The sequence below is a fragment of the Luteibacter sp. OK325 genome, from assembly GCF_003050935.1.
Taxonomy (GTDB): domain Bacteria; phylum Pseudomonadota; class Gammaproteobacteria; order Xanthomonadales; family Rhodanobacteraceae; genus Luteibacter.
On record NZ_QAOX01000004.1, the window covers coordinates 296,660 to 319,331 of the forward strand.

Annotated in this window: 18 protein-coding genes and 1 tRNA gene; 3 read left to right on the forward strand and 16 right to left on the reverse strand. The window is 64.0% G+C overall.

The annotated features are described in order from the left end of the window. Positions 1 to 97: 97 nt before the first annotated feature. From hisIE to C8J98_RS11415, 9 genes are read right to left on the reverse strand one after another with little or no spacing between them, the layout of a single operon-like run. Positions 98 to 706, reverse strand: a complete 609-nt coding sequence (gene hisIE / locus C8J98_RS11375) for a bifunctional phosphoribosyl-AMP cyclohydrolase/phosphoribosyl-ATP diphosphatase HisIE (RefSeq protein ID WP_107913304.1) — start codon at positions 704 to 706, stop codon at positions 98 to 100. Beyond that, a complete protein-coding gene (hisF, locus tag C8J98_RS11380; protein WP_107913305.1) occupies positions 703 to 1,473 on the reverse strand; it encodes an imidazole glycerol phosphate synthase subunit HisF in 771 nt (256 codons plus the stop codon). The genes hisIE and hisF overlap by 4 nt, the downstream gene beginning before the upstream one ends. Beyond that, entirely contained in the window at positions 1,467 to 2,219 is a 753-nt protein-coding gene (locus C8J98_RS11385; protein ID WP_107913306.1) for a 1-(5-phosphoribosyl)-5-[(5-phosphoribosylamino)methylideneamino] imidazole-4-carboxamide isomerase, read from the reverse strand. Before C8J98_RS11385 ends, hisF begins: the two co-directional genes overlap by 7 nt. Next, positions 2,216 to 2,806: an imidazole glycerol phosphate synthase subunit HisH gene (gene hisH / locus C8J98_RS11390; RefSeq protein ID WP_107913307.1), complete on the reverse strand. Its 591-nt coding sequence runs from the start codon at positions 2,804 to 2,806 to the stop codon at positions 2,216 to 2,218. Before hisH ends, C8J98_RS11385 begins: the two co-directional genes overlap by 4 nt. Next, entirely contained in the window at positions 2,806 to 3,870 is a 1,065-nt protein-coding gene (gene hisB, locus C8J98_RS11395; RefSeq protein ID WP_107913308.1) for a bifunctional histidinol-phosphatase/imidazoleglycerol-phosphate dehydratase HisB, read from the reverse strand. Before hisB ends, hisH begins: the two co-directional genes overlap by 1 nt. After that, positions 3,867 to 4,931 carry a histidinol-phosphate transaminase gene (hisC, locus tag C8J98_RS11400; RefSeq protein ID WP_107913309.1) on the reverse strand — a complete coding sequence of 355 codons (1,065 nt, stop codon included), beginning with the start codon at positions 4,929 to 4,931 and terminating at the stop codon, positions 3,867 to 3,869. Before hisC ends, hisB begins: the two co-directional genes overlap by 4 nt. Next, on the reverse strand, positions 4,928 to 6,235 hold the full coding sequence (gene hisD, locus C8J98_RS11405) for a histidinol dehydrogenase (protein WP_107913310.1): 1,308 nt from the start codon (positions 6,233 to 6,235) through the stop codon (positions 4,928 to 4,930). Before hisD ends, hisC begins: the two co-directional genes overlap by 4 nt. After that, positions 6,232 to 7,125, reverse strand: a complete 894-nt coding sequence (hisG, locus tag C8J98_RS11410) for an ATP phosphoribosyltransferase (protein WP_107913311.1) — start codon at positions 7,123 to 7,125, stop codon at positions 6,232 to 6,234. Before hisG ends, hisD begins: the two co-directional genes overlap by 4 nt. Then, a complete protein-coding gene (locus C8J98_RS11415; protein WP_107913312.1) occupies positions 7,122 to 7,439 on the reverse strand; it encodes a YerC/YecD family TrpR-related protein in 318 nt (105 codons plus the stop codon). The genes hisG and C8J98_RS11415 overlap by 4 nt, the downstream gene beginning before the upstream one ends. A 148-nt stretch (positions 7,440 to 7,587) precedes the next feature. Between C8J98_RS11415 and C8J98_RS11420 the strand changes: the two genes are divergently transcribed. Further along, the gene (locus C8J98_RS11420; protein ID WP_158272682.1) at positions 7,588 to 8,286 is read left to right on the forward strand and encodes a response regulator; all 699 of its coding nucleotides are present in this window, start codon (positions 7,588 to 7,590) and stop codon (positions 8,284 to 8,286) included. A 7-nt stretch (positions 8,287 to 8,293) separates the two neighbouring features. Here the strand turns inward: C8J98_RS11420 and C8J98_RS11425 are convergent, their stop codons facing one another. Together C8J98_RS11425 and hisS are read right to left on the reverse strand one after the other, a co-directional pair. Next, the gene (locus C8J98_RS11425) at positions 8,294 to 10,183 is read right to left on the reverse strand and encodes an aromatic amino acid lyase (RefSeq protein WP_107913314.1); all 1,890 of its coding nucleotides are present in this window, start codon (positions 10,181 to 10,183) and stop codon (positions 8,294 to 8,296) included. 43 nt (positions 10,184 to 10,226) lie between these two features. Next, positions 10,227 to 11,612, reverse strand: coding sequence for a histidine--tRNA ligase (gene hisS / locus C8J98_RS11430; RefSeq protein ID WP_107913315.1), 1,386 nt, complete (start codon positions 11,610 to 11,612; stop codon positions 10,227 to 10,229). Between the two features lie 170 nt (positions 11,613 to 11,782). Here hisS and C8J98_RS11435 point away from each other — a divergent pair. Then, positions 11,783 to 11,859: transfer RNA gene (locus C8J98_RS11435), tRNA-Pro, on the forward strand. 196 nt (positions 11,860 to 12,055) lie between these two features. Here C8J98_RS11435 and C8J98_RS11440 read toward each other — a convergent pair. From C8J98_RS11440 to C8J98_RS11465, 4 genes are all read right to left on the reverse strand, one after another. Further along, a complete protein-coding gene (locus tag C8J98_RS11440; protein ID WP_107913316.1) occupies positions 12,056 to 12,358 on the reverse strand; it encodes an antibiotic biosynthesis monooxygenase in 303 nt (100 codons plus the stop codon). A 412-nt stretch (positions 12,359 to 12,770) separates the two neighbouring features. Then, a complete protein-coding gene (locus C8J98_RS11450) occupies positions 12,771 to 13,187 on the reverse strand; it encodes a hypothetical protein (protein ID WP_107913318.1) in 417 nt (138 codons plus the stop codon). 344 nt (positions 13,188 to 13,531) lie between these two features. Continuing rightward, on the reverse strand, positions 13,532 to 16,072 hold the full coding sequence (locus C8J98_RS11460) for a 7TM-DISM domain-containing protein (RefSeq protein ID WP_107913320.1): 2,541 nt from the start codon (positions 16,070 to 16,072) through the stop codon (positions 13,532 to 13,534). Beyond that, a complete protein-coding gene (locus C8J98_RS11465) occupies positions 16,059 to 16,835 on the reverse strand; it encodes a response regulator (protein WP_107913321.1) in 777 nt (258 codons plus the stop codon). The genes C8J98_RS11460 and C8J98_RS11465 overlap by 14 nt, the downstream gene beginning before the upstream one ends. Positions 16,836 to 17,268: 433 nt before the next feature. Between C8J98_RS11465 and C8J98_RS11470 the strand changes: the two genes are divergently transcribed. Beyond that, the gene (locus C8J98_RS11470; protein ID WP_233260198.1) at positions 17,269 to 20,844 is read left to right on the forward strand and encodes an autotransporter outer membrane beta-barrel domain-containing protein; all 3,576 of its coding nucleotides are present in this window, start codon (positions 17,269 to 17,271) and stop codon (positions 20,842 to 20,844) included. A 652-nt stretch (positions 20,845 to 21,496) separates the two neighbouring features. On the opposite strand, the gene C8J98_RS11475 is transcribed toward C8J98_RS11470, so the two are convergent. Beyond that, positions 21,497 to 22,531 (reverse strand): site-specific integrase, encoded by a 1,035-nt coding sequence (locus tag C8J98_RS11475; RefSeq protein ID WP_107913439.1) that lies wholly within the window; start codon positions 22,529 to 22,531, stop codon positions 21,497 to 21,499. Positions 22,532 to 22,672: the final 141 nt, after the last annotated feature.

Here is a 22,672-nt window from a genome sequence, read left to right on the forward strand (position 1 = left end):
GTGCTGGCCGCGCGCTTGCACCCTGCCCCGCTGGTCCGCTGCCCCGCTGGTCCGCTGCCCCGCTGCCGCGGGATCGCCGATGAATCGGCTCCTACTCTTAGCCGCTTGTGTGCCGGGCGGCTAGCTTCCCGGCAACGGCATCGAATCCGATGCCGCGCGCGCGCAGCACCACCATCAGATGAAAGACCAGATCGGCGGCCTCGCCGATCAGGGCATCGTCGTCTTCGGCGACCGCGGCAAGTGCCGCCTCGACACCCTCCTCTCCCACTTTCTGTGCCATGCGGCGAATGCCGCCTTCGAACAGCTTCGTCGTGTAGCTGCCGTCCGGGCGTTCGGCATAGCGGGAGGCGACCAGCGCATCGAGTTCGGCGAGAAAACCCATCGACGGCTTGACGTCATCACCGAAGCAGCTCGACGTACCGGTATGGCAGGTCGGTCCCGCCGGAACCGCACGCACGAGGAAGGTATCGGCGTCGCAGTCCAGGCGAATGTCGACCAGGGCGAGCGAATCGCCGGAGGTCTCGCCCTTCGTCCACAAGCGCTGCTTGCTGCGGCTGAAGAATGTCACCAGGCCGCTCGCGCGCGTCTTCGCCAGCGCGGCTTCGTCCATGTAGCCGAGCATCAGCACTTCGCCCGAGCGGGCATGCTGCACGATCGCCGGCAACAGGCCATCGCCCTTGGCGAAATCCGGAATCGCGTCGTTCATAGCCTTACCTCGATACCCTGCGTGCGCAGTTCGCGCTTCAGCGCGGGAATGCCGATGTCACCGGTGTGGAAGACACTCGCGGCGAGCGCCGCGTCCACGTCGGCTTCGCGAAACACTTCGGCGAAATGCATCGGTGTGCCGGCGCCGCCGGAAGCCACCAGCGGCACGTGGCTGATCGCGCGCGCCGCCTTTAGTTGCTCGATGTCGTAGCCGCGACGCACGCCATCGGTGCCCATGCAGTTCAGTACGATTTCACCTGCACCCAGCGCCTGCACTTCTTCGATCCATTCGAGCGTGCCTTTGCGCAGGGCTTTCGTGCGGGAAGGATCGCCGGTGTACTGGCGCACGCGCCACTCACCGTCGTCGTCGCGCAGGCTGTCGACGCCGACGACGACACACTGCACGCCGAAGGCATCGGCAATTTCACTGACGAGCGCCGGGCGCTCGAGGGCAGGCGAGTTGATCGAGATTTTGTCGGCGCCTGCATGCAGCACCTCGCGTGCATCGTCCACGCTGCGGATGCCGCCGGCCACGCAGAAGGGGATGTCGATCTCGCGTGCCACGCGCTCCACCCAGTCACGGTCCACGCGCCGCCCTTCCGGACTTGCCGTGATGTCGTAGAACACCAGCTCGTCGGCGCCCTCGTCGCGATAGCGAAGGGCCAGTTCGACAATCTCGCCGACGACGACGTGGTCGCGAAAGCGAACGCCCTTGACGACCTGCCCATCGCGGACATCCAGGCAGGGAACGATACGACGGCTCAGCATGTCGCGTTGGCCTTCTCGGCAGTGGCGATGGCTTCGGGCAAGGCAAACGCACCTTCGAGCAGCGAACGCCCGAGAATGATGCCGGCCACGCCTTGCAGGGAGAGATCGGTCACGTCGCTGAGGGACTTCACCCCGCCCGAGGCCTGGACATCCAGGCCGGGTGCCAACGTTGCCAGGTGGCGATAAAGCGCAAGGTTGGGACCGCTCATGGTGCCGTCGCGGTCGATGTCGGTGCACAGCAGGTGGCGCGCACCGGCCGCTTCGTACCAGGGCACGAGATCGTCGAGCGTATGAAGTTCATCAGCCGTCCAACCCGCGCTGGGTAGCTTCCACAAGCCGTCGCGAAAACGGGTATCCAGGGCGAGCACGACGCGGTCGCAGCCGTAGCGGCCGATCCACGCGGCAACCGCTTCCGGGTCGCGGATAGCCACGCTGCCGACGACGACGCGCTCCACACCTGCATCGAGAAGTCGGCGCACCCCTTCTTCGTCGCGAATACCGCCACCTGCCTGCACGCGAAGGCGACCGCTCGATGCGATGCCGGCGATGGTGGACAGGTTCTCAAAATGGCCCGAACGCGCGCCATCGAGATCGACGACATGCAGCCATGTCGCACCTTCGTCGGCGTAGCGCGCGGCCAGCACCTCGGGCTCGAAAGCGAAGGTGGTCTGTTGCGCGTAATCGCCCTTGAACAGGCGGACGACCTTTCCTTCGCGCAGGTCGATGGCTGGGATCGGTAGGGTCATAAGGAAAGGAAATTCCGCAGGAGCTGCGCACCCACGCCGGCCGAGCGCTCGGGGTGGAACTGCATGCCCATGAAGTTACCGGAGGCGACCACGGCCGAGAACGCTTCACCGTGCTCGCTCGCGGCCAACGTGTAGTCGCCTGTAGGGACGGCGAAGCTGTGGACGAAGTACGCCGCGTCGCCCTGACGCAGCCCCGCGGTGAGGCGATGCGCGGTGGTCACCTCAAGCGTGTTCCAGCCCATGTGCGGCACGCGCAGGCCGGGCATGTCGACGAAACGTCGTACCATGGCCGGAATGACGCCCAGGCACTCGGTGTCGCTTTCTTCCGAGCGGTCGCACAGCAGTTGCATGCCCAGGCACACCCCAAGCACGGGTTGCTTCAGCTCACGCAGCACGTCGACCAACCCGGCCTCGCGCAGCATCCGCATGCCGGGTGCGGCAGCACCGACGCCGGGAAGGATCACGTGGCTGGCCGCGCGAATGCGCGCCGCGTCCGACGTGAGTTCGGCATCGGTGCCCAGGCGCTGCAGCGCGTAGCGTACCGAACCGATATTGGTGCCGCCCGCATCGACGAGAACCACCTTCATCAGAGGCTTCCCTTGGTGCTCGGCAATTCGGCGCCCTCGCGGCGAATGGCCTGGCGCAGCGTACGGGCGACGACCTTGAAGCAACCCTCGACCATGTGATGGGCATTCTCACCGTGCACCGTGAGGTGCAGGTTGGCGCCCAGGGTTTCGCAAAGCGAGCGGAAGAAGTGCGGCACGAGTTCGGTCGGTACGTCACCCACACGGTCGCGGGGGAAATGGCCATCGAAGACGAAATACGGCCGTCCCGAGAGGTCCAGCTCGGCACGTGCCGCACTTTCGTCCATCGGCAGGGCAAAGCCGTAGCGGCCGATGCCACGCTTGTCGCCCAGCGCCTGGCGCAGCGCCTGGCCGAGGGCGAGCGCGGAGTCCTCAATGGTGTGGTGCTCGTCGATGTGAGTGTCGCCGTCGCAGGTGAGGCTCAGCGCAAAGCCGCCGTGCTTGCCGATCTGCTCCAGCATGTGATCGAAGAATCCCAAACCCGTATGCACGTTCGGCTCGGCTACGCGGTCGAGATCCACGGACACGCGAATCGACGTTTCCTTCGTCTTGCGCAGTACCTCGGCGGTGCGCGGCGCATCGAGCAACGCGTGCGCGACCTCGGTCCAGCTCGCGCCTTCGGCACCCACGCGGAATCCGCGTACGCCGAGGTTTGCGGCGAAAGCGAGGTCGGTCTCGCGATCGCCGATCATGGCGGACTGCGCGCGGCTCCAGCCATCGTCGGCCAGCCAGTGCCTTGCGAGACCTGTCGCCGGCTTGCGCGTGTCCCGGCTCTCATGCGCGAAACTGCGATCGATCAGCTGTTCGCGGAAGGTGATGCCCTGCGAGGCGAGGATGTTCAACAACAAGGCGTGCGGACCGTCGAACGATGCCTGCGGAAACGAAGGCGTGCCGAGGCCGTCCTGGTTGGAGACCATGACCAGTTCATAGCCTGCGGCCACGCAGCGCTGCAACGCGGCGATCACCCCCGGCATCAGGGCCAGCTTCTCGTAGCTGTCGATCTGCTGGTCGGCCGGTTCTTCGATGAGACAACCGTCGCGATCGACGAAGAGGATCTTCCGACTCATGCGGGCGCTCCCGCGCGCAGCACGGACAGCACGCGATCGTTCTCGTTGCCGGTGCCGATGGTAATGCGCAGCGCGTCTTCCAGTCCCGGATACTTCGATACGTCGCGAACCACCACGCCGGCGGCAAGCAGGCGACGGTAGGTGCCTGCGGCATCGTCGAAACGCACCGCAAGGAAGTTGGCATACGAAGGCATCACTTCCCTCACCCCGGGCAGCTCCCGCAGGGCGACGACCATGCGAGCGCGCTCGTTGAGGATCTCGTGCAGGTGGTGACGCTGCAGGCGGCGGCCTTCATACGAAAGCGCGCCCATGGCGGCATCCACGCACGGCGACGGCAACGGATACGGCGGAATGATCCGGCGAAGCAGGCCGATGACCTCGGCACGCGCGATGCAGGCACCGACGCGCGCGCCAGCTAGCGACCAGGCCTTGGACAGCGTGCGCAGTACCGCGACATTGTCGTAGGTGTCGATCAGTGAAGCGGCGCTGTGAAGGCCGCTGAATTCCGCGTAAGCCTCGTCGATGACCAGCAGCGCACGCCCTTCGAGTGCCTTCGCGATGCGCTCGAGGTCGCTGCGATCGACCAGGTTGCCCGTGGGGTTGTTCGGCGTACAGACGAAGACGATCCGCGTGGCGGGTGTCACCGCGCCGAGCAAGGCGTCGATATCGAGCACCCCCTGGCGGCTGAGCGGCGACTCGATCACCGCCGCGCCCTGGATGCGCGCGCAGACCGCATACATGCCAAACGTCGGCGGCGATATGAGAACGGCATCCTGGCCGGCGCGGCAGAAGGCGCGCACGAGAAGATCGATCGACTCGTCGCTTCCCCGCGTTACAAGGACGCGATCGGGCGTGCTGCCGTAAAGCTCGGCCAGCGTTTCCACCAGGGCGGGCGGCTGCGGATCGGGATAGCGGTTGAGTCCCTCCCCGCCCGGAATATTCGGCGGCCGCGACGCCTCGTTCGCGTTGAGCAGCACGGTGCCGCCCTGGGCCTCCATGCGGGCACTGGAGTACGGCGCGAGCGCGCGGATATCGGGGCGTGCAAGATCGAGGATGCTCATGCGGCGGCGTCCATGGCGGCCAGTCGCAAGGTGACGGCGCGGCGGTGGGCTTCGAGCTGCTCGGCTTCGGCAAGAATGGCCGCGCAGGGACCGATGTTGCGCAGGCCCTGCGCCGAAAGCTCCTGCACCGTGACCTGCTTCTGGAAACTGGCGACCGAGACGCCGCTGTAGCTGCGCGCATAGCCATAGGTAGGCAGCACGTGGTTGCTGCCGCTGCAGTAGTCGCCGACCGACTCCGGCGTCCATTCACCGAGGAAGACCGAACCGGCGGATGCCACGGCGTCGAGCAAGCCTCGTGGATTGGCTGTCTGGATGATGAGGTGTTCGGGGGCATAACGGTTGCTGACGTCGACCGCTTCGTCGAGATCGGCGACGAGGATCAGGCGGCTTTCGCTCAACGCTTTGGCTGCCACCTCGGCGCGCGGAAGTGCGCGGCGCTGTTGCTCGACCTCGGTTGCCACGCTATCGAGCTGCTGCGCCGAAGGGCTGACCAGGAGCACCTGCGAATCCGGACCGTGCTCGGCCTGCGACAGCAGATCGGCTGCGATGAACCGTGGATTCGCCTCGGCATCGGCGATAACGAGCACCTCGGAAGGGCCAGCCGGCATGTCGATCGCGGCACCCGCCGGATCGCCAGCGACCTGCAGCTTGGCTTCGGTGACCCAGGCATTGCCTGGGCCAAAGATCTTGTCGCAGCGTGGGACGGAAGCGGTGCCATAGGCCATCGCGGCAATCGCCTGAGCACCGCCGAGCTTGAAGACACGGTGCACGCCGGTGGCCTTCGCCGCGAACAGGACGGCGTCGTCGCAACGGCCGTTGGCCTGTACCGGGGTGCAAAGCACCACCTCGCGGCAGCCGGCGATGGCCGCGGGGACGCCGAGCATGATCGCGGTCGAGGGCAACGGCGCGCCGCCGGCAGGTACATAGAGACCGACGCGGCCGATCGGCCGCAGCACGCGCTCGACGGTGACACCGGGCGCTGTCTCGACACTCACCGGTGTCGGCGCGGCGGCGCGATGAAAGCGTTCGATACGGGCCGCCGCTTCGAGGACGGCGGCTTTGAGTTCGAGCGGCAGGCGTGCTTCGGCGGCCGTGAATTCCGCTTCCGTCACCGCCAGGGCGTCGAGTGCACTGCCGTCGTAGCGAGTTGTAAGTTCGATGAGGGCGACATCGCCGCGGCTGCGCACGTCCGCGACGATCGATGCGACGCCTTCGCGCAAGCTGCTTGCCCGCGATTGGGTCGGTCGTGCGAGCGCCGCGTCGCGACCGGCCTCGTCGAGGCTTTTCCAGTCGATTCGTTTCATGCCAGCATCTTCTCCACCGGCAACACCAGCATGTCGCGGGCACCGGCGCGTTTCATGTCTTCGAGCTGGCGCCAGCTCACCGAGCCGGCACACAGGGCCTGCAGCACGACCTGGTCAGGGGAACCATCCACCGGGGTAAGCGTAGGCACAGGCAGCCCCGGCAGCAGACGCGTGATCGCCGCGAGTGCGTCGCGCGGCGCCTGCATGAGGATCAGCCGTGAGTCACGCACCTGGATGACGCCGTCGAGGCGACGCAGGAGCAGTTCGGCGATCTCGCCACGCTCGTCCAGCGGGAGTTCGCGGCGACCGGCCAGCACCGCTTCGCTCTCGACCACGACAACCGCTTCGCGCAACTGGTTGGCGACGAGGGTCGCGCCGCTGGAGACCAGGTCGCAGATCGCGTCGGCCGTGCCAAGACGAGGCGCGATTTCGACCGAACCGGCGAGCATGACCACCTTCGCGTCGACGCCGTTACTCCTCAGCCATTCGCCGAGGAGACCGGGGTACGACGTGGCGATGCGCTGACCGTGAAGCTGCGCCGGACCGTCGTAGGCGTCTTCCTGGGGCACCGCGATGGACAGGCGGCAGTGACCGAAGCCGAGCGGACGCAGCTCGTCCATGCCGTCGCCCGTCTCCGGATTGGAGAGCTGGAACTCGCGCAGCACGTTGCGGCCAACGATGCCGAGGTCACAGACGCCTTCGGCGATCAATCCCGGGATATCGTCGTCGCGAACCAGCAGGAGGTCCACCGGCTCGCCCTCGCCGAAGCAAAACAGCTTGTCGCGGCTCTGGCGAAATTTCAGGCCGCAGCGCGCGAGCAATTCCTGAGCCGGCTCCGTCAGCCGACCGGACTTCTGCATGGCGATGCGCAGGCGATCGCGCGGCTTCATACGGCACCTGCGGGGGCGCGGCGGGCCGCGGCAGCCATGTAACCGCCACTGCCCTGGTTGAGATAGCGCGCCACGCGGCCGATGGTGGTGATGCTTACCGAGGTGCGCTCGTGAATCTCACGGTAGGACTTCCCTTCCAGCAGGTAAGGCACCACCCGCCAGCGGTCGACCATCACCTCGATCTCCGCCGGCGTGCAGAGATCATGCAGGAAGGCCCGCATCTCATCGACGCCTGAGAGCCCCAGGAGGGCCTCACAGAGACTGGTTTCGGCCGAGTCGGCCGGCATTTCGGGATCGAGCGTGCGACGCTTCATAGTGTACTAACGCGTTAATACGATAGTTCATCGTAACGCGGCAACTTCGGCGTGGCAAGCACCGACACGCAATTGCGCTTTTCTTCCATATACCCCGCCCGGGCCGGTCGACAAGATGGCGGCATTTCCACCGTCGCGAGCCCCTGCCATGTCGAGCACCGTGATCATTGCCGACGATCATCCGGTCGTTGTCGCGGGCGTCGAGACCATCCTGAAGTCGCACCGCTACCAGGTGGTCGCGCGCGCCCACGATACCGACGCCCTCTTCGACGCCCTCGCGGATCACCCCTGCGACGTCGTCGTCACCGATTTCTCCATGCCCGAGGGAAGCCAGCCGGACGGCATGCCGATGATTCGCCGCATCCGCGCGCTCCGGCCGGACACCGGCATCGTCGTGCTCACCATGCTGTCCAACCCGGCCATCCTGCGCACCCTGCTCGACATGGGCGTAGCGGCCATCTTCGACAAACGGACCAGCCTGCGCGATATCCCGGTAGCCGTGCACGCGGCGGATGTCGGCCGCACGTATCTCAGCCCGGCCATTCGCCGGCTGTTCCACCAGACGGATTGCGCTCACAGCGCCGACGAACTCGCCACACGGCTCTCACCGCGCGAAGTGGAGGTCCTGCGCGCCTACGCCCAGGGCTATGGACTGGTGGACATCGCCGCCTCGATGGGGCGCAGCCTGAAGACAATCAGCCGGCAGAAGCGCTCGGCCATGGTCAAGCTGGGCCTCGTCAACGACGCCCAGCTTTACCAGTATCTGGCCGGCATACGGGCCGGCACGCTCGACGACTGGTCGCCTGCCATCGAGGCGGCGGCCAGTCTGCGCTTCTTCGCGCTCTAGCGCCTGCTCAGGCGACCAGGCGGCCGGAGGCCACCAGTTCGCATATCAGGCGCACCTCGCCATCCATAGCGCGGTCACGCTGCATGAAGGCGATGTGCTCGCGCAACGTGGCCAGGGCGGCACGGACAGCGACACCACCGTGGAAATCCTCGGCGCGCGCCAGCGCATCCATGAGCGCACGCACTTCGGTCTCGAAGCGGGCGTAATGCGGAGAATCGCTGCGCGGCGCGCCATTGATCTTGGCCGCCAAAGCTTCCCAGTCGCCACGGTGAGCCAGCGCGCGCGCGGCATTGAGCATGTCCTGGCGGTATTCCAGGGCCTGAGCGGCCGTGTAAAGCTCCATCGCCAGCACGTGGCCGAGGTCCTCGGTCATCTCGAGCACGTGGCGTGCCTCGTTGGCGCCCATGGACACGTGGTCCTCGGCGTTGGCGCTGGTCGGCACGGAGTAAACCGAAGCCGGGTGCGCGCGCGTGGCGAGGTCGTTGACCAGGGCCGCAGCGGTGTACTGCACGATCATGAAACCGGAATCGGTCGCGTCCTCGTTGCCGATAAGGAAGGCCGGCAGGCCGTCGTTATTGGCCGGGTCGACCAGCTTCGCCGTGCGACGCTCGGAAATCGAGGCGAGCACAGGAATCGCCGCCTTCACGTAGCTCATCGCCAGCGCCAGCGGCATGCCGTGGAAGTGGCCGGCCGAGATCACCTGGTCTTCGATCACCTGGGCGTTCTCGGCGTCCGGGAAGACCAGCGGATTGTCGGTAACCGCATTCAGTTCGATGTCGAACACGCGGCAGGCCTGTTCCCAGGCATCGCGCACGGCGCCGTGCACCTGCGGCGCGCAACGCAGGCAATAGGCGTCCTGCGGCTGATGCTTCTTGCCGCCCTTGAACGGCAGGAAGCGCGAATAGAACGCTTCCTTGCCATGGCGCTGCGTCGCCGGCACCCAGTCCCAGCTGATGTCGAAGCGGTACGCCTGGTCGGAGGGCTCGGACCAGGAATCCGCCAGCCACGGCTTGAAACGCGGGACCATGTGGTAGGCGATATCCGCCAGCGTCGAGCCTTCGAGGAGGCTACTGATCTGCTTCGCCGTCTCGACCTGCCCCGGATGCGGACGCAAGGCATGAACCTGCTCGGCGTAGGCACCGGTACGGCCGGCGAAGGCGTCCAGCGTCATCGCGGCGGCGAGGTCGGCCGTGCGGATCAGCATGTCCATCGTGTCCAGCGCGAGCACGCCCGTGGCGAGCATCTGCGTGGTGCCGTTGTTCAGGGCGAGGCCTTCCTTGAAGGACAGGCGCACCGGCTCGAGGCCGGCCTTGGCCAGCGCCTGGGCGCCGGGCATGCGCACGCCCTCGTAGAACGCTTCGCCGCCACCGAGCAGGACGATGGCCAGGTGCGAGAGCGGCGCGAGATCGCCACTGGCGCCGACCGAACCCTTCTCCGGAATGACCGGGATGACGTTGCGGTTGAGCAGCTCGGCCAGGGCGCGCAGGGTCTCCACGCGGATACCCGAATGCCCCTTCATCAGCGTGTTCACGCGAATGGCGAGCATCGCGCGCACGACGTCCTCGCCGAACGGCTTACCCACGCACACGGCATGGGTGATGATCAGGTTGTGCTGCAGCTCTTCCAGCAGCGTGCCTTCGCGCGGCTCCGGGTTGCCACCCGGCAGCTCGTCGCGCACGCGATGCGCGCCGAGCAGCTTGTCGGCGTTGCTGCCGAAGCCGGTAGTTACACCGTAGATCGGCTCACCACTGCCGACCTTCTCGGCGAGGAAGTCCGCGGCGCGCTTCACCTTGACGAGCTGCGCCTCGTCCAGACGGATGGTGAAGCCCTTGCGAGCGATAGCGGCGACCTGGCCGCGTGTGAGGCTACGCCCGTCGAGGAGAATGCTGCTGGTCATGGGGACTTAGGCCGTGCAAAAGGAAGGTGGGGGATGGAACGGCTCAGCGACCGATGTCGGCCTGGGCCAGTTCGACGCGCAGGGTCTTGACCAGCTCCGTGCGGGCGACTTCAAACTGGTCTTCGCGGCGAAGATCTTTTACCGTGACGACGCCCTTGGCGATCTCGTCTTCGCCCAGGACGATGACGAAGCGGATACCCGCGCGATCGGCGTACTTGAACTGCTTGCCCAGCTTGCTGCCTTCGAGAACGACCTCGGTGGCGATGCCGGCATTACGCAGTTCGGTGGCGAGTGTCAGGTAGGCCGGCAGCTGGGCGGCATCCATCTGGGTGACCAGCACGTCCACGGTGCTCTGTGCGGTGGAGATCAGGCCGGCGTCGCGCAACTGCCAATACAGCCGCGTCAGGCCGATCGAAATGCCCACGCCCGGCAGGTGCGACTTGGTGTACTGGCCGGCCAGGTTCTCGTAGCGGCCGCCCGAGCAGATCGAGCCGATGCCCGGGTGATCGTTCAGCGTCGTCTCGTAGACCGTGCCGGTGTAGTAATCGAGGCCGCGGGCGATGGAAAGGTTCAGGGCGAAATGCGTCTCCGGTACGTCGAAGTCGCGAATCATCGCCAGCACTTCCTTGAGCTCGGCACGACCCTGTTCGAAGGTCTCCGAACCGCTGCCCAGGGCGTCAAGCTTGGCGAATGCGTCGTCCACCGTGGCCGAACGCACCTGGACGAACGCGAGGATCTTCTCGGCCACATCTGCCGACAGGCCAAAGGCCTCGCCCGTGAGCGTCTCGCGCACGTAATCGGCGCCGCGCTTGTCGAGCTTGTCCACTTCGCGCAGCACCAGCATCTGCTGCTCGGCATCGCTCACGCCGAGGTTCTCGAAGTAGCCGCGCATCAGCTTGCGGTTATTGAGCTGGATGGTGAACGCGCCGATGTTCAGTTCGCGGAACACGCTGTAGATGACGGCCGGGATCTCGGCGTCGTAACGCACCGACAGCGAATCCTTTCCGATCACGTCGATGTCGCACTGGTAAAACTCACGGAAGCGACCGCGCTGCGCGCGCTCACCGCGATAGACGCGCTGCATCTGGTAACGGCGGAACGGGAAGCTGAGATCGTGCTCGTGCTCGGCCACGTAACGCGCCAGCGGCACGGTAAGGTCGAAACGCAGGGCCAGCTCGGGCACGCCGCCCTTCTCCGCCGCCGCGCCGAGGGCGCCGGTCGACTGGACGAAGTACACCTGGCGCTCGGTCTCACCGCCGCTCTTGGTCAGAAGCACATCGCTATACTCGATCACCGGCGTTTCGATCGGCAGGAAGCCGAATCGCTCATAGTTGCGGCGAATCGTGTCCAGCATGCGCTGGAAGGCGATCTGGTCGAGCGGAAGAAGCTCGAGGACACCGGGCATGGTGCGGGCCGGGGTGAGTGCCATGCAATTCCTCTTCGGACAGGCTAGTCGGGCGCCGCCACGCGGCAGCCGCATAGATTAGCAGATGGCCGCCGGCCGCCCCTCGCTCATGGCGCCCTGTCAGGCATTTGTAAAAAAGATGCGACGACCTGTTGCGAATCGGCAGGGTCATGGCTAATATACGCGGCTCCCGTCGGGGTGTAGCTCAGCCTGGTAGAGCGCTACGTTCGGGACGTAGAAGTCGCAGGTTCGAATCCTGTCTCCCCGACCAATATTCAAGTAGTTACCTCGCTTGACGATGAAAGGTCCGCCCTCAAAGCGGACCTTTTTTCGTTCTATATGGCCGGAAAATGGCCGGGGAACATCTCGGCGATATCTCCGGCATGTCTACGCGTTCGGACGAAATTTGGACGGGCTCGCCTTTGACTCCAGGTCGGCCGGCGCGCGTGTTCCACACCGTGGAGTAGTCAGCCCGGCAGCTTGTCGGCCAGTACGTCGGCCTTGCGGATCTGGGGCACACTGGCGAGCAGCTCGCTCGCATTGGCCATCAACGCCGCGGCGACCTTGCCGTTCAGATGGGCGTCGCGGCCTACGTCGTCGCCGAATGCATCGAAAATCGCAAACGTGCTCTTGTCGAAACGCACGGCGAACCAAGCGGTGGTGCAGGGTTCGGCATCGACAAGACCCCTGGCGCTTTCGAGGAACGCTGCGACGTCTTCTTCGCGGCCGGGCTTCGCGTGCAGTTCGACGTAAAGGCTCTTGGTGGTCATGGCTATCTCCGATGGCGGGTGCGGAACGATCGGATACTGCGCCGAGGACCGGCAGGGCAATGTTAAGGCGGGAAGACCGTCGCGTTGCGCGTGAGGCCGATGCCCTCTCGGTCGTTAGCAGGACCCTCTAAAGATCAATCCTCCCCGGGCCAGGCTGTACTCGACATAGCCCAAATCCAGCCACAAATCCTTTTCCACAATGTCAGCCGTATCAAAGATGAAGCCAGGGTGCGCCACGTCCCCCCTCCTATCGAATGTGATCGGGATTTCAAGCTCGACTTCCTCCTCGCCCTCAACCGACATACCCGGGAGATCCACATAGTCACGATCGATTGGATCTCGAATACTCACGCTGAGATTCGCGTCGTAATGGATCTTAGCCTGAGCCGTCCAGCTTACGACCAAGCTCCCGTCAGTGATTCGAATGGCCCTGAAGTCGGACCCATCGGCTGCTGGCTCGGGGAGATATGTCCTTATCTTCGGATACCACAAGGATGCAACGCTGCATCTCATCACCGAACGCCTCCAGCGCTAAGAGCGTCAAGGCATCAGGGAACTCGGATTTCTTCTTGCTAATGGCTGCAAAGGGCGGCAGAGAGGAAAAGTAGTCGTCTTCCGTTTTGCTCGGGAGATGAGCTCGCACCTCCCGCTCGACGACGTCAACCATGAGGAGTCGAAGTCCCGACTCCCGTATGCCTGGGCACTGAGCCAATAAGCTCTTGTCGAACGCAAAGGCGTTCTTCTCGTACGTGCTCGTGTCAATACAAATAGCGCCGATGCCATGAGCCAGCATTTGACCGGCGAGGTCGTTACCGTCGATGAGGGGCATTGCCGGTGTCCTGCGAAGTCTTACAGATGCAGAGGATGCCCGATGACCGAGTTCGGCAACTAGAAAACGCTATAAGCGGAGAGGCGAGCGTCGTATGTACATAGTAGGCGCGAGACGCTCCGCGATAGCTTACTCAGCGCTTACTTTCTGGCCGTTGGGCATAGTAGACACGTCACCCAGCTTCCGAGACCAACGCTGCTCGTCTTCGACATCCCCTTTCGTGTCCCCGACGACGAGGCGTGGCGCATTGCGCTCCCCTCGGGTGAACAGCACATGTTTCCAACGCGCCATGATGCCATCCACTCTCATGTCGCCGTACGAGGTGGATGCCTTGTGAAAAAAGCTCAAGCGTGAGTTTCCCCCCGCTCTCGTGCATCGCGGTATTGGCGATCGACAGGATGATCTCCCGCCGGAAGCCTGCCGGCCATGACGCACATCTTGAGTAGCCGCTCGACCATGGCGAGCAGCTCCCCGCTGCCGGCCGGCTTCAACAGAGTGGTGGTGAATGCCAGCGTCGGATCCAATGCTGTCGGACGACGTGGCGGCAGTGCCGAATAGAGCAGCACGGGCAGTTCTGGGTGCTGCACACGTATTGCCTGCAGCAGACCCCAGCCATCCATGCCGGGCATGCTCTGGTCGGTCATTACCAGCTCTACAGACCTTCGCTGCAGCAGTGTCAGTGCCTCATGGCCGTCCGCGGCGGCAATGCTGTGGAAGCCGCTGCCATCGAGCAGGTCGCATAGCAATTCGCGACTCTGCAACTGGTCGTCCACCACCAGGATGACGCGGCCGGCGCCATCCACCGCGACACTGGCGAGAGCGCCGATCTCGGGCTCCAGGTCCTCTTCGGTGGCCAGCGGCAACGGCAGCGTGAAGCTGACGCGGCAACCTCCGAGTTTGGTATCGTCGATCTGCAACTGGCTGTCCATCAATTGTAGAAGCTGGGTAACAATGGACAGACCCAGTCCACTGCCGTCGTGGCGCATCGCATTGGTGCCGCGGGTATAGGGCATCAAGAGTTGCTCGCGCTCGGCCGGCACGATGCCGATACCGCTGTCGTCCACCACGACGTGCAGGCAGACGTGGCCCGGCGGCGGCGATGCCAGCGCGGACACCGTGAATACGATATGGCCGTCATGAGTGAACTTGGCCGCATTGCCGAACAGGTTCATCAGCACCTGACGCAGGTGGCGGAAATCCGCACTGACGATCGCCGGAAGGTCCGCAGCAAGGTGGCAGGAAAGCTGGTTGCCGTTCCGCTCAGCCAGCAGTGCGGCATGCTCCACGATATCCATCAGGAAGGCATGCAGGTAGCCGGGTGCCGAGCTGAGTTCAAGGTCGGCCAGTTCTTCGCGCGAAAACTCCAGCAACTCGTCGATCAGTTCTATCTGCTGATGTACGTTGCGCTCGATCAGGTGCGCATAGTCGTGGCGGCTTTCACCCGCCTGCCACTGTCGCGCGGCGTCGACAATGCCCGTCAGTGGCGAGCGCAGGTCGTGACTGATGCGCGCCAGCAGCGTACGGCGGCCCTGTAGCGCGCGATTCAACTGCTCCGTGCGCTGCGCAACGACCTTTTCCAGACGTTCATGCTCGGAGGCTCGCTGCTGATCGAGTTCGGTGCGCGCCTGCATCTCCTGCCGGCGGCCCTTTCCGACTTCCACGACGAGAGTCACGGACAGCATCAGAAGGTCGGGCAGCACGGTGGTCGAAAACAACCGGTTGTTGACCGAATAGCCAAACAGGTAGCTCGCGAAATGCAACAGGAGATCCGACCATGCAAAGGCAACCAGCAGCAGTGGAAACCACGAACGCACGATCCCACGAAGCAGGCTGTGTATCGCGGCAATGGCAAGAAGCGCTTCACCGACCAGGCACAACGATAGGGCTATCCTTATGTAGTGCAGGTCGCCCAAGAGCGGGTTGAATAAGCCGACCAGCACATAACCCGCGCCGATCACCCGAAACACCCAGCGCCACCACGCTCCGAGCCGATCCACCCCGATCGCGGCGCAACAGTAGATGTTTGTCATGAACAGCGTCATGCATGTCATCAGGCACATGGCCCAGGTGTTCAGCGCCGAACCTTCCGGCCAAAGATAAACGAAGGCGTAGTTGTCCACGATGCCCGCGTAGATACTGTGGCATAGCATGCCCAGCGCCATGTACGTGAGGACACGGCGGTGAAAGATGCGTCCCAGCACCATACCGAAGATCGCCAGCAGCACCACGCCGCCGAACATCGCGCCGTCGAGCACGCTCGTGCGGACATACATGTGCTGGAAAGCCAGCGGTGACCACAGCTGTGGCGCAAGAATTACCAGGGTCCTCGGGGTGCTCACGCGCAGCAGTAGCGTGGTCGAAGTGCCTGGCGCCAATGTCAACGGAAACATCGGCTGACGGGGCGGCAGCGCCCATTCGCGCAGCGGGTAGTTGACGCCTGCGTGCATCGCCTGCCATTGACCGGGACTTCCGATGTACAGCTGCACATCGCGCAATCGCGCCGGGCCCGCTTGTAGCCAAGTCTCGCAGGACGTAGCGCTCGCGTTGCGCAAGGTCAAACGCAACCACCAGGCCGAGTCGCTATAGCCGGGCTCCAGCGTGCGCCGGTTTGCCGGCATGAAACGTTGTGGCGAAAGGCGCATCAACTGGTCCGGATCGAGCGTGCCACCCGAGTCTTCCACGATCTGCGCCGAGGATGCCAGGTTCAGCATGCCGGTCGGGCAGGCAGGCAGCACGACCTCTGCCGCGCGCACTGCAGACAACGAAAATAGCCAGATGGCTGCGATGCACAGCGCGAGGCGCATGCACCATCCCTGCGTGCGCGCACGATACTCACGCGCACGCGACATGGACGAGGGCATCAGCATCCGGCTAATCCACGGCATGTGCCGCGCCTTCCCGCAGGCCACGCCGAAAAGCGCTCGGTGTGACACCCATGCGCTCGCGGAATGCGGTCGTGAAGTTGCAGGCACTGCGAAAGCCGATGTGCTCGGCGATGTCCTGCATGCTCAGGTCGGTGCCGGCGAGCAGCTGGCGGCCGCGCTGAAGCCGCTCTTCGCGGATCCAGGCGAACACGGTTGTGCCCAGGTGCTGGCGGAAGATCGCGGAGAGCTTTTTATCATGGGTGCCGACCTTGTTGGCGATCACCTCCAGCGACGGCAGTCCGCCAAGCTGATGGCTGATCAGCCGCACCGCCGCACGCAGGATGACCTCGTCCTGTGACAGCCGTGTGTCCTGGTCTTCCGCTGTCGCCGGCTCAGCGCGGCGCATCAGCCGCAGATGAATCTGCACACGTGCCAGCAACTCGGCTGGCTCGCACGACTTCATGATGAAATCGACCGCGCCGTGGGTGAGCCCCTCCAGCCGCTCGTCAGCTTCGCCGGCAGAGGTGAGAAACAACACGGGGATGTCCCGTGTGTGGGGTGACTCCTGCAGCAAGCGGCATACCGCGAAGCCATCCATACCCGGCATGCGCACATCCAGCAGGATCAGGTCCGGACTCAACAACTGCGCACGTTGGTAGCCCTGGCGACCATCACTGGCCAGCGTCACCTTCCATGACTTCGCGCGCAATGCGAGCAACAGCGAGCGGATCATCTCCGGCGCATCGTCAATCACCAGGATATGTGGTGATTCCTTGGCGAGCATGCAGTTCCCCCTGCGATGAATGACGACGGCTCCAGACGCCCGGCCAGCCGTTTCACTTTATCAGACCCGGACGCCCCCCTGCCGTCAGGGCAAAAGAATTCGGCCCTCGCGCAAAGCCGCTCCTTGCGCGCCAACCGGATACTGCGCGTTGCGCGTAATCCTCACGGTGAGGTTGCACCCGCAAGGCAATTTCACTGCAGCCGGAAGAATTTACGAATCTCTATCGAGACTCGCCTGAAACAGGGGATAACTTGTGAATACGGTTTTTCGCATCGTATGGAATGCTGCCCGGCATTGCTGGGTCGTCGCCTCGGAGATCGCCAGGGGCAGAACCAAGTCGGGTCGACGCGTGCGCGATCAAGCTCGATCCTTCGGATCGAAGAGCCGACACGCTCGGCTACTGACGGGCGGAGCACTGCTATGGCTTGCCGTTGTGTTGTCACCGCAGGCGCACGCGGCTGATTTCGCGGTCGCGACCGAACAGCAACTTATCGACGCGATCAACTCCGCCAACGCGAGCGGTGATGCAAGTTCGACCATCACCCTGAACGGCAACTTCACGATCACGGGCGGCGGACTGCCATCGGTTGCCAAGACGCTGACCATCGACACGGGCGGCTTTACGCTCACGTCGTCAAGCGACCTCACCTTCGGCGTGAACACCGGCGCGGAGCTGACGGTGAACGGCGCGGTAAAGATCAACGGCAACCCCGGTTTCAGCGGTGGTCGCCTAATCAAGAACGGCGACGGAACGCTCAACGTGACCGGCGGCCCCAGTTCCTACGTGTGGTACATCCAGAGCAACGACGGTGCGCTCGTCTTCAAGGATGGTGCTCAGGTCACGACCAACAGCACGGTAGGCCCGCCCTCCTCCCTGAGCTCAGGCGCGAGCAGCGTCACCGTGACGGGTACAGGCACCGTACTCACAGACCTGTCAGCTGGTTTTTTGGGAACCGCAACCGGCGGCACGCTGAATATCGAAGATGGCGGTACCTACAAAGCCAGCACCAGTTTATTCGGATTGAGTGCTTCAGCCGGCAGTCGGGGTACGGTGAACGTCACTGGCAGTGGCTCGTTGTTCCAGGGGTCGATCGAAGTGCTGCGCGGCGTGGGCAATGTCAATGTGCTCGATGGTGGCCAGATATCGAGTACAACGGTTCAGATCGGCGGAGTGGCACCCACAATTAACGGTGGTGGCATCGGAAACCTGCTGGTGTCGGACCTCGGATCGCGGTGGGACAACAGCGGCGCGTTCTTTTTGAGCAACGGTTCGCTATCGATTCTTGCGGGCGGCGTTGTCCAGACATCCACCATGGGTGTCGCGTTGATCAACACGACCACACCGGTGCCAACCGCCAGCGTTCTGGTTTCTGGAGCAGGCTCGCAGCTCATCACCACCAGTACCGCCGCCACGGCGTTTCAGCTTGGTGGTGGAAGCGGTGCGAAGAACGCCATCCTCACCATCGCCGATGGGGGCGAGGTGATGCTAAACGGCGGTGCGGGCACACTCAACATCGCGAACTCGGCGACCAGCAATGCCGTGCTCAACATCGGTGGCGCGGTCGGTGACGCCGCCACCGGCGCAGGCATCCTCGATGCGGCACTGGTCCAGTTCGGTCCCGGCACGGGCGCGGTCAATTTCAACGAGACAGATAGCGCCTACCAGTTCGACGCCCTGATCGCGGGCAACGGCACGGTCAACCAGACCGGTCCTGGCACGACGATGTTGACGGCGAACAGTACGTATACCGGCGACACCACCATCGCCGAAGGCACGCTACAGCTTGGCAATGGCGGCGGCACGGGCAGTATCACCGGTGACATTGCCGACGACGGCACGCTGGCCTTCGATCGCAACGATACGGCGCTGACGCTGGCCGGCGTGATTTCCGGCACCGGCGTGGTCGACCAGATCGGCAGCGGCACGAGCACCCTGACCGGTGCCAGCAGCTACACCGGCATCACCACCATCAGCGCCGGTACGCTAGCACTGGCTGGCAACGGCTCGATCGCCGCATCCAGCGGCGTGGTGGACAACGCCACGTTCGACATTTCCGCGATCACCACACCCAGCACCTCCATCACCACCTTGTCGGGCAACGGCCTGGTGCAGTTGGGCAGCGCCACTCTGAACCTGAGCGCCGCGCAGGACACCTTTACCGGCACCATTGAGGGGCCGGGCGGGCTAACGGTGTCCGCTGGCACCGAAATCCTGACCGGCAGCAACACCTATACGGGCATGACGACCATCGGCGCCGGCACGTTGCAGCTGGGTGATGGCGGCATGACCGGCAGCGTGACCAGCCCGATCATCGACAACGGCACGCTGGCCATCGATCGTATCAATGCCGCATCGCTTGGCGCCATTTCCGGCACGGGCGGGTTAAACCAGATCGGCAGCGGCACCACCACCCTGACCGGACCCAATACCTACACCGGTGCGACCAACGTCGATGCCGGCACGCTGGTGGCAGGTGCCGATCATGTGTTAAGTGCAGCCTCGAACACTACCGTCGCGGCCGGCGCCACGCTGGATCTGGCCGGTCATGACCAGGAAACCGGTTCGCTGGACAACAGCGGCACCGTGGCTTTGTCGGGCACGGTCGCGGGAACCACGCTGACCGTGCACGGCGACTACACCGGCCATAATGGCGTGCTGCGGATGGGCACGGCATTGGGCGCCGACGCCAGCGTGAGCGATCGCCTGATCATCGATGGTGGCACGGCCAGTGGGCATACCGCGATCCAGCTTGCCAATCTGGGCGGGCTGGGTGCATTGACCAAGGGCGACGGGATTGAACTGGTTGGCGCGATCAACGGTGCTACCACCACCGTGCATACCACGGCCGATGCGTTCGCCCTGGCCGGCGGGCACGTCGATGCCGGCGCGTTCGAATACCGCCTGTATGCGGGCGATGCCAGCGGTGCCGGCGAGAACTGGTATCTGCGCTCGACCGTCGATGCGCCGCCGGTCAATCCGCCGCCGGATGGTGGCGGTACACTGCCATCGAATGCGGGTGGTACCCCACCGACGAGTGGCGGTGGCGTGGTGACCTACCGGCCGGAGGTGGCGTTGTATTCCGCACTTCCCGATGTGTTGCGGCAAGCGGATCTGAGCATGCTGGGCAACCTGCACCGACGCCAGGGTGACGAGAGCCAGCCGGACAATGCCGATGGACAGCGCGCCTGGGCCCGGCTGGTCAGCGAGAATCTGCAGACCCGGCAAAACGGTACCGTCGCACCGTCCACCGATGGCTCGCTGCAAGGCGTTCAGGCCGGCGTGGATCTGCTGCAGAACAGCGGGTTCAGGGCCGGTGTGTATGTCGGCCATCTGCAAGGATCCTCCCGAACCGAAGGTTTCGTCGGTGGCGTCGAGCAAAGCCGGGCCGGTGATCTCGATGTGCGCAATACCTACAGTGGCGCATACGGCACGTATATGAGTCCTGGCGGCTGGTACGCCGATGCCGTGCTCCAATACGGCTGGTACAACGGACGCATTGATGTCGGTGCGGGTCAGCGCGACGATGCCTCGGGCACCGGTGTGCAGGGCTCGCTGGAGCTGGGCAAGGACTATCCGCTGAGCACGCACTGGAGCGTGGAGCCGCAAGCACAGATCAATGTCGACCACATGAATCTGGATAGTCAGACGATTTCGGGCTCCTCCGTGGGCATGCCGTCCGGCAGTACCGTCACGTCGCGCCTGGGTATCCGCCTCAAGGGGGCGTACGCCACCGAACACGGGGAGTTGCAGCAATATGCCCGCGTCAACATCTGGCATGGATCGGCGGGCAGCGACGAGGTGATGTTCGCAGGCCCTGCGGGCAGCACTGACGTGGTGGCGGAGCATGGCTATACCTCCGGAGAGGTCGCTGTGGGTGCCACCTGGACGATCAACCCGCGCTTGAGTGTCTACGGCGAACTGGGCCATATTTTCTCGATGGACAAGATCATCGGCGAGCAGGTCAAGAGCAACCTCACCGGTTCCGCTGGCGTCCGCGTCAACTGGTAAGCAGCGAGGCGAACCGCACCAAAGCAGGTAAAAGGGGGCCGGTAAAAGGGGCGGAGGTTCCCCGGCCCTTTTCCTCGTAAAGCTTGAGTAACTGGCTAATCGTCCGGGTCGAATTGGCAGACAAGTTGAGGGTCTGCCGATCGGGTTCAGCTCGGTGGGAAGGTTCCCGCCCCAAACCATCGCATTGCTTCACGCCTGTACCCCCGCTCGTGTTCGGATCGGGACCTCGTTAAGTACGGAGAACTACGCTAGCACCTGCGCTGCCAGGTCGACGCGGTCAAAGCGCTGCCGAGTTCATCGAAAGGGGCTTGGTGGGTCGCATGGTGGCCGGCGACCGCGCTGCATTAGGGACGTTTTTCCGTCGCCATCACGCTTCGTTTTGTCGTTTCATTTCGCCCTGACGTTGGACCACGACCTCATAGAGGGCGTCATCAATGACACCTTCTGGACCGCATGGCAGCGCGCCGCCGAGTTTCCCGGTGGCTCCCGGGTACCTGAGCACCCCCCGACATCACCGCAAGGGCGTAGAGCGCCTCCTGTTTCGTCGTCGGCCGGTCCATATCACCACCTGAGTCGATTAACTGTATCCCTGCCCTCACCGCCTTCCTACCGGACATCAAGTGTGGCCTTGCCCATGTTGAGACGGGCTAGTTCAACCTAGTTTCTTCGCCAAGTCCTCAGCGCGCGGGTGGTAGTAGCGTTTGAGCTGCCGCAGATCCTTGTGACCGGTGACGCTTGCCAGTTCTATGAGGTTGGGCAGCTTTTCCGCGAGCCGTGAAGTCGCTTCATGCCGCTGGTCGTGGAGGCGCAGGTCGCCGAGATTCGCGCGCGTTCTAGCGCGACGCCACGCCTGCTGAAGTGCGCTCTTGGTGATCGGAAATACCCTGGGCTCATCTTCTTGCCGTGGCAACGATTTCAAAATCGCAACGGCCCGGGACGACAACGGTACAGCGCGAGACTCGCCATTTTTCGTTTCGGGCAAGAAAGCGGTCTGCTGCTTCAGGTCAACGTTTTGCCATAGTAATCGGGAAAACTCCCCTAGGCGCATCGCCGTTTCGATGGCGAACTGAACAGCCGGTTTCACCCACGGATTTCGCGTACCCACACGGTAGTTTCCTGCACGCTTGTCGCCCTTGGTCGGAGCTGCGTGGTCGACCAGTGCCTCCAGCAAGCGCTCTTCCTCGCCCTCTTCCAGTCGCCTGTCCCGTGCCTTGCTAGCGGCCGGCAATCGAATGGCGCTCACCGGGTTCTCTGGTAGCGCGATCAGTAGGTTCTTGCGGACCCACGTAATGAACGAGCTTAGGGTTTGCAACTCGCGCCGTACCGTCCCCGACTGGACGGACTTCAGACGCCCATCACGCCAGCGAATCAGTTCCTCAGCGGTGAGCCCTGACAGCCGAAGGTGACCGAAGTCGGTGATGAAGCGCGCCAGGTGGTAGTGCAGGACCGCCGCCGACTTCATCTTGGCGGCGACCTCACCTTCGTAGCGCGTCAACAGCTCTTTGACCGTTGTGCGTTCGGCTACTCGGAAGTCGCGATGCACGCGGCGGTGAATATTGTTCTCAGTTTGCGCCGCCCATGCCGTGGCCTCTGCTTTGGTACGGAAGGTTGCAGAGCTCTGGCGGCCCCCAGTACGGCGGACCCGTACGCGATAGGTGCCTTCATCGGTCTTTGAGATCGACGCCATTGCAACCCCAGTTGGACGGAATTTGGACGGAATGGCGTACATAATATCCGCAAACCCGCATGGCAGCTACATTATCTTTGACGTTTAGGACGTAGAAGTCGCAGGTTTGAATCCTGTCTCCCCGCCCAACGAATTCTGTTC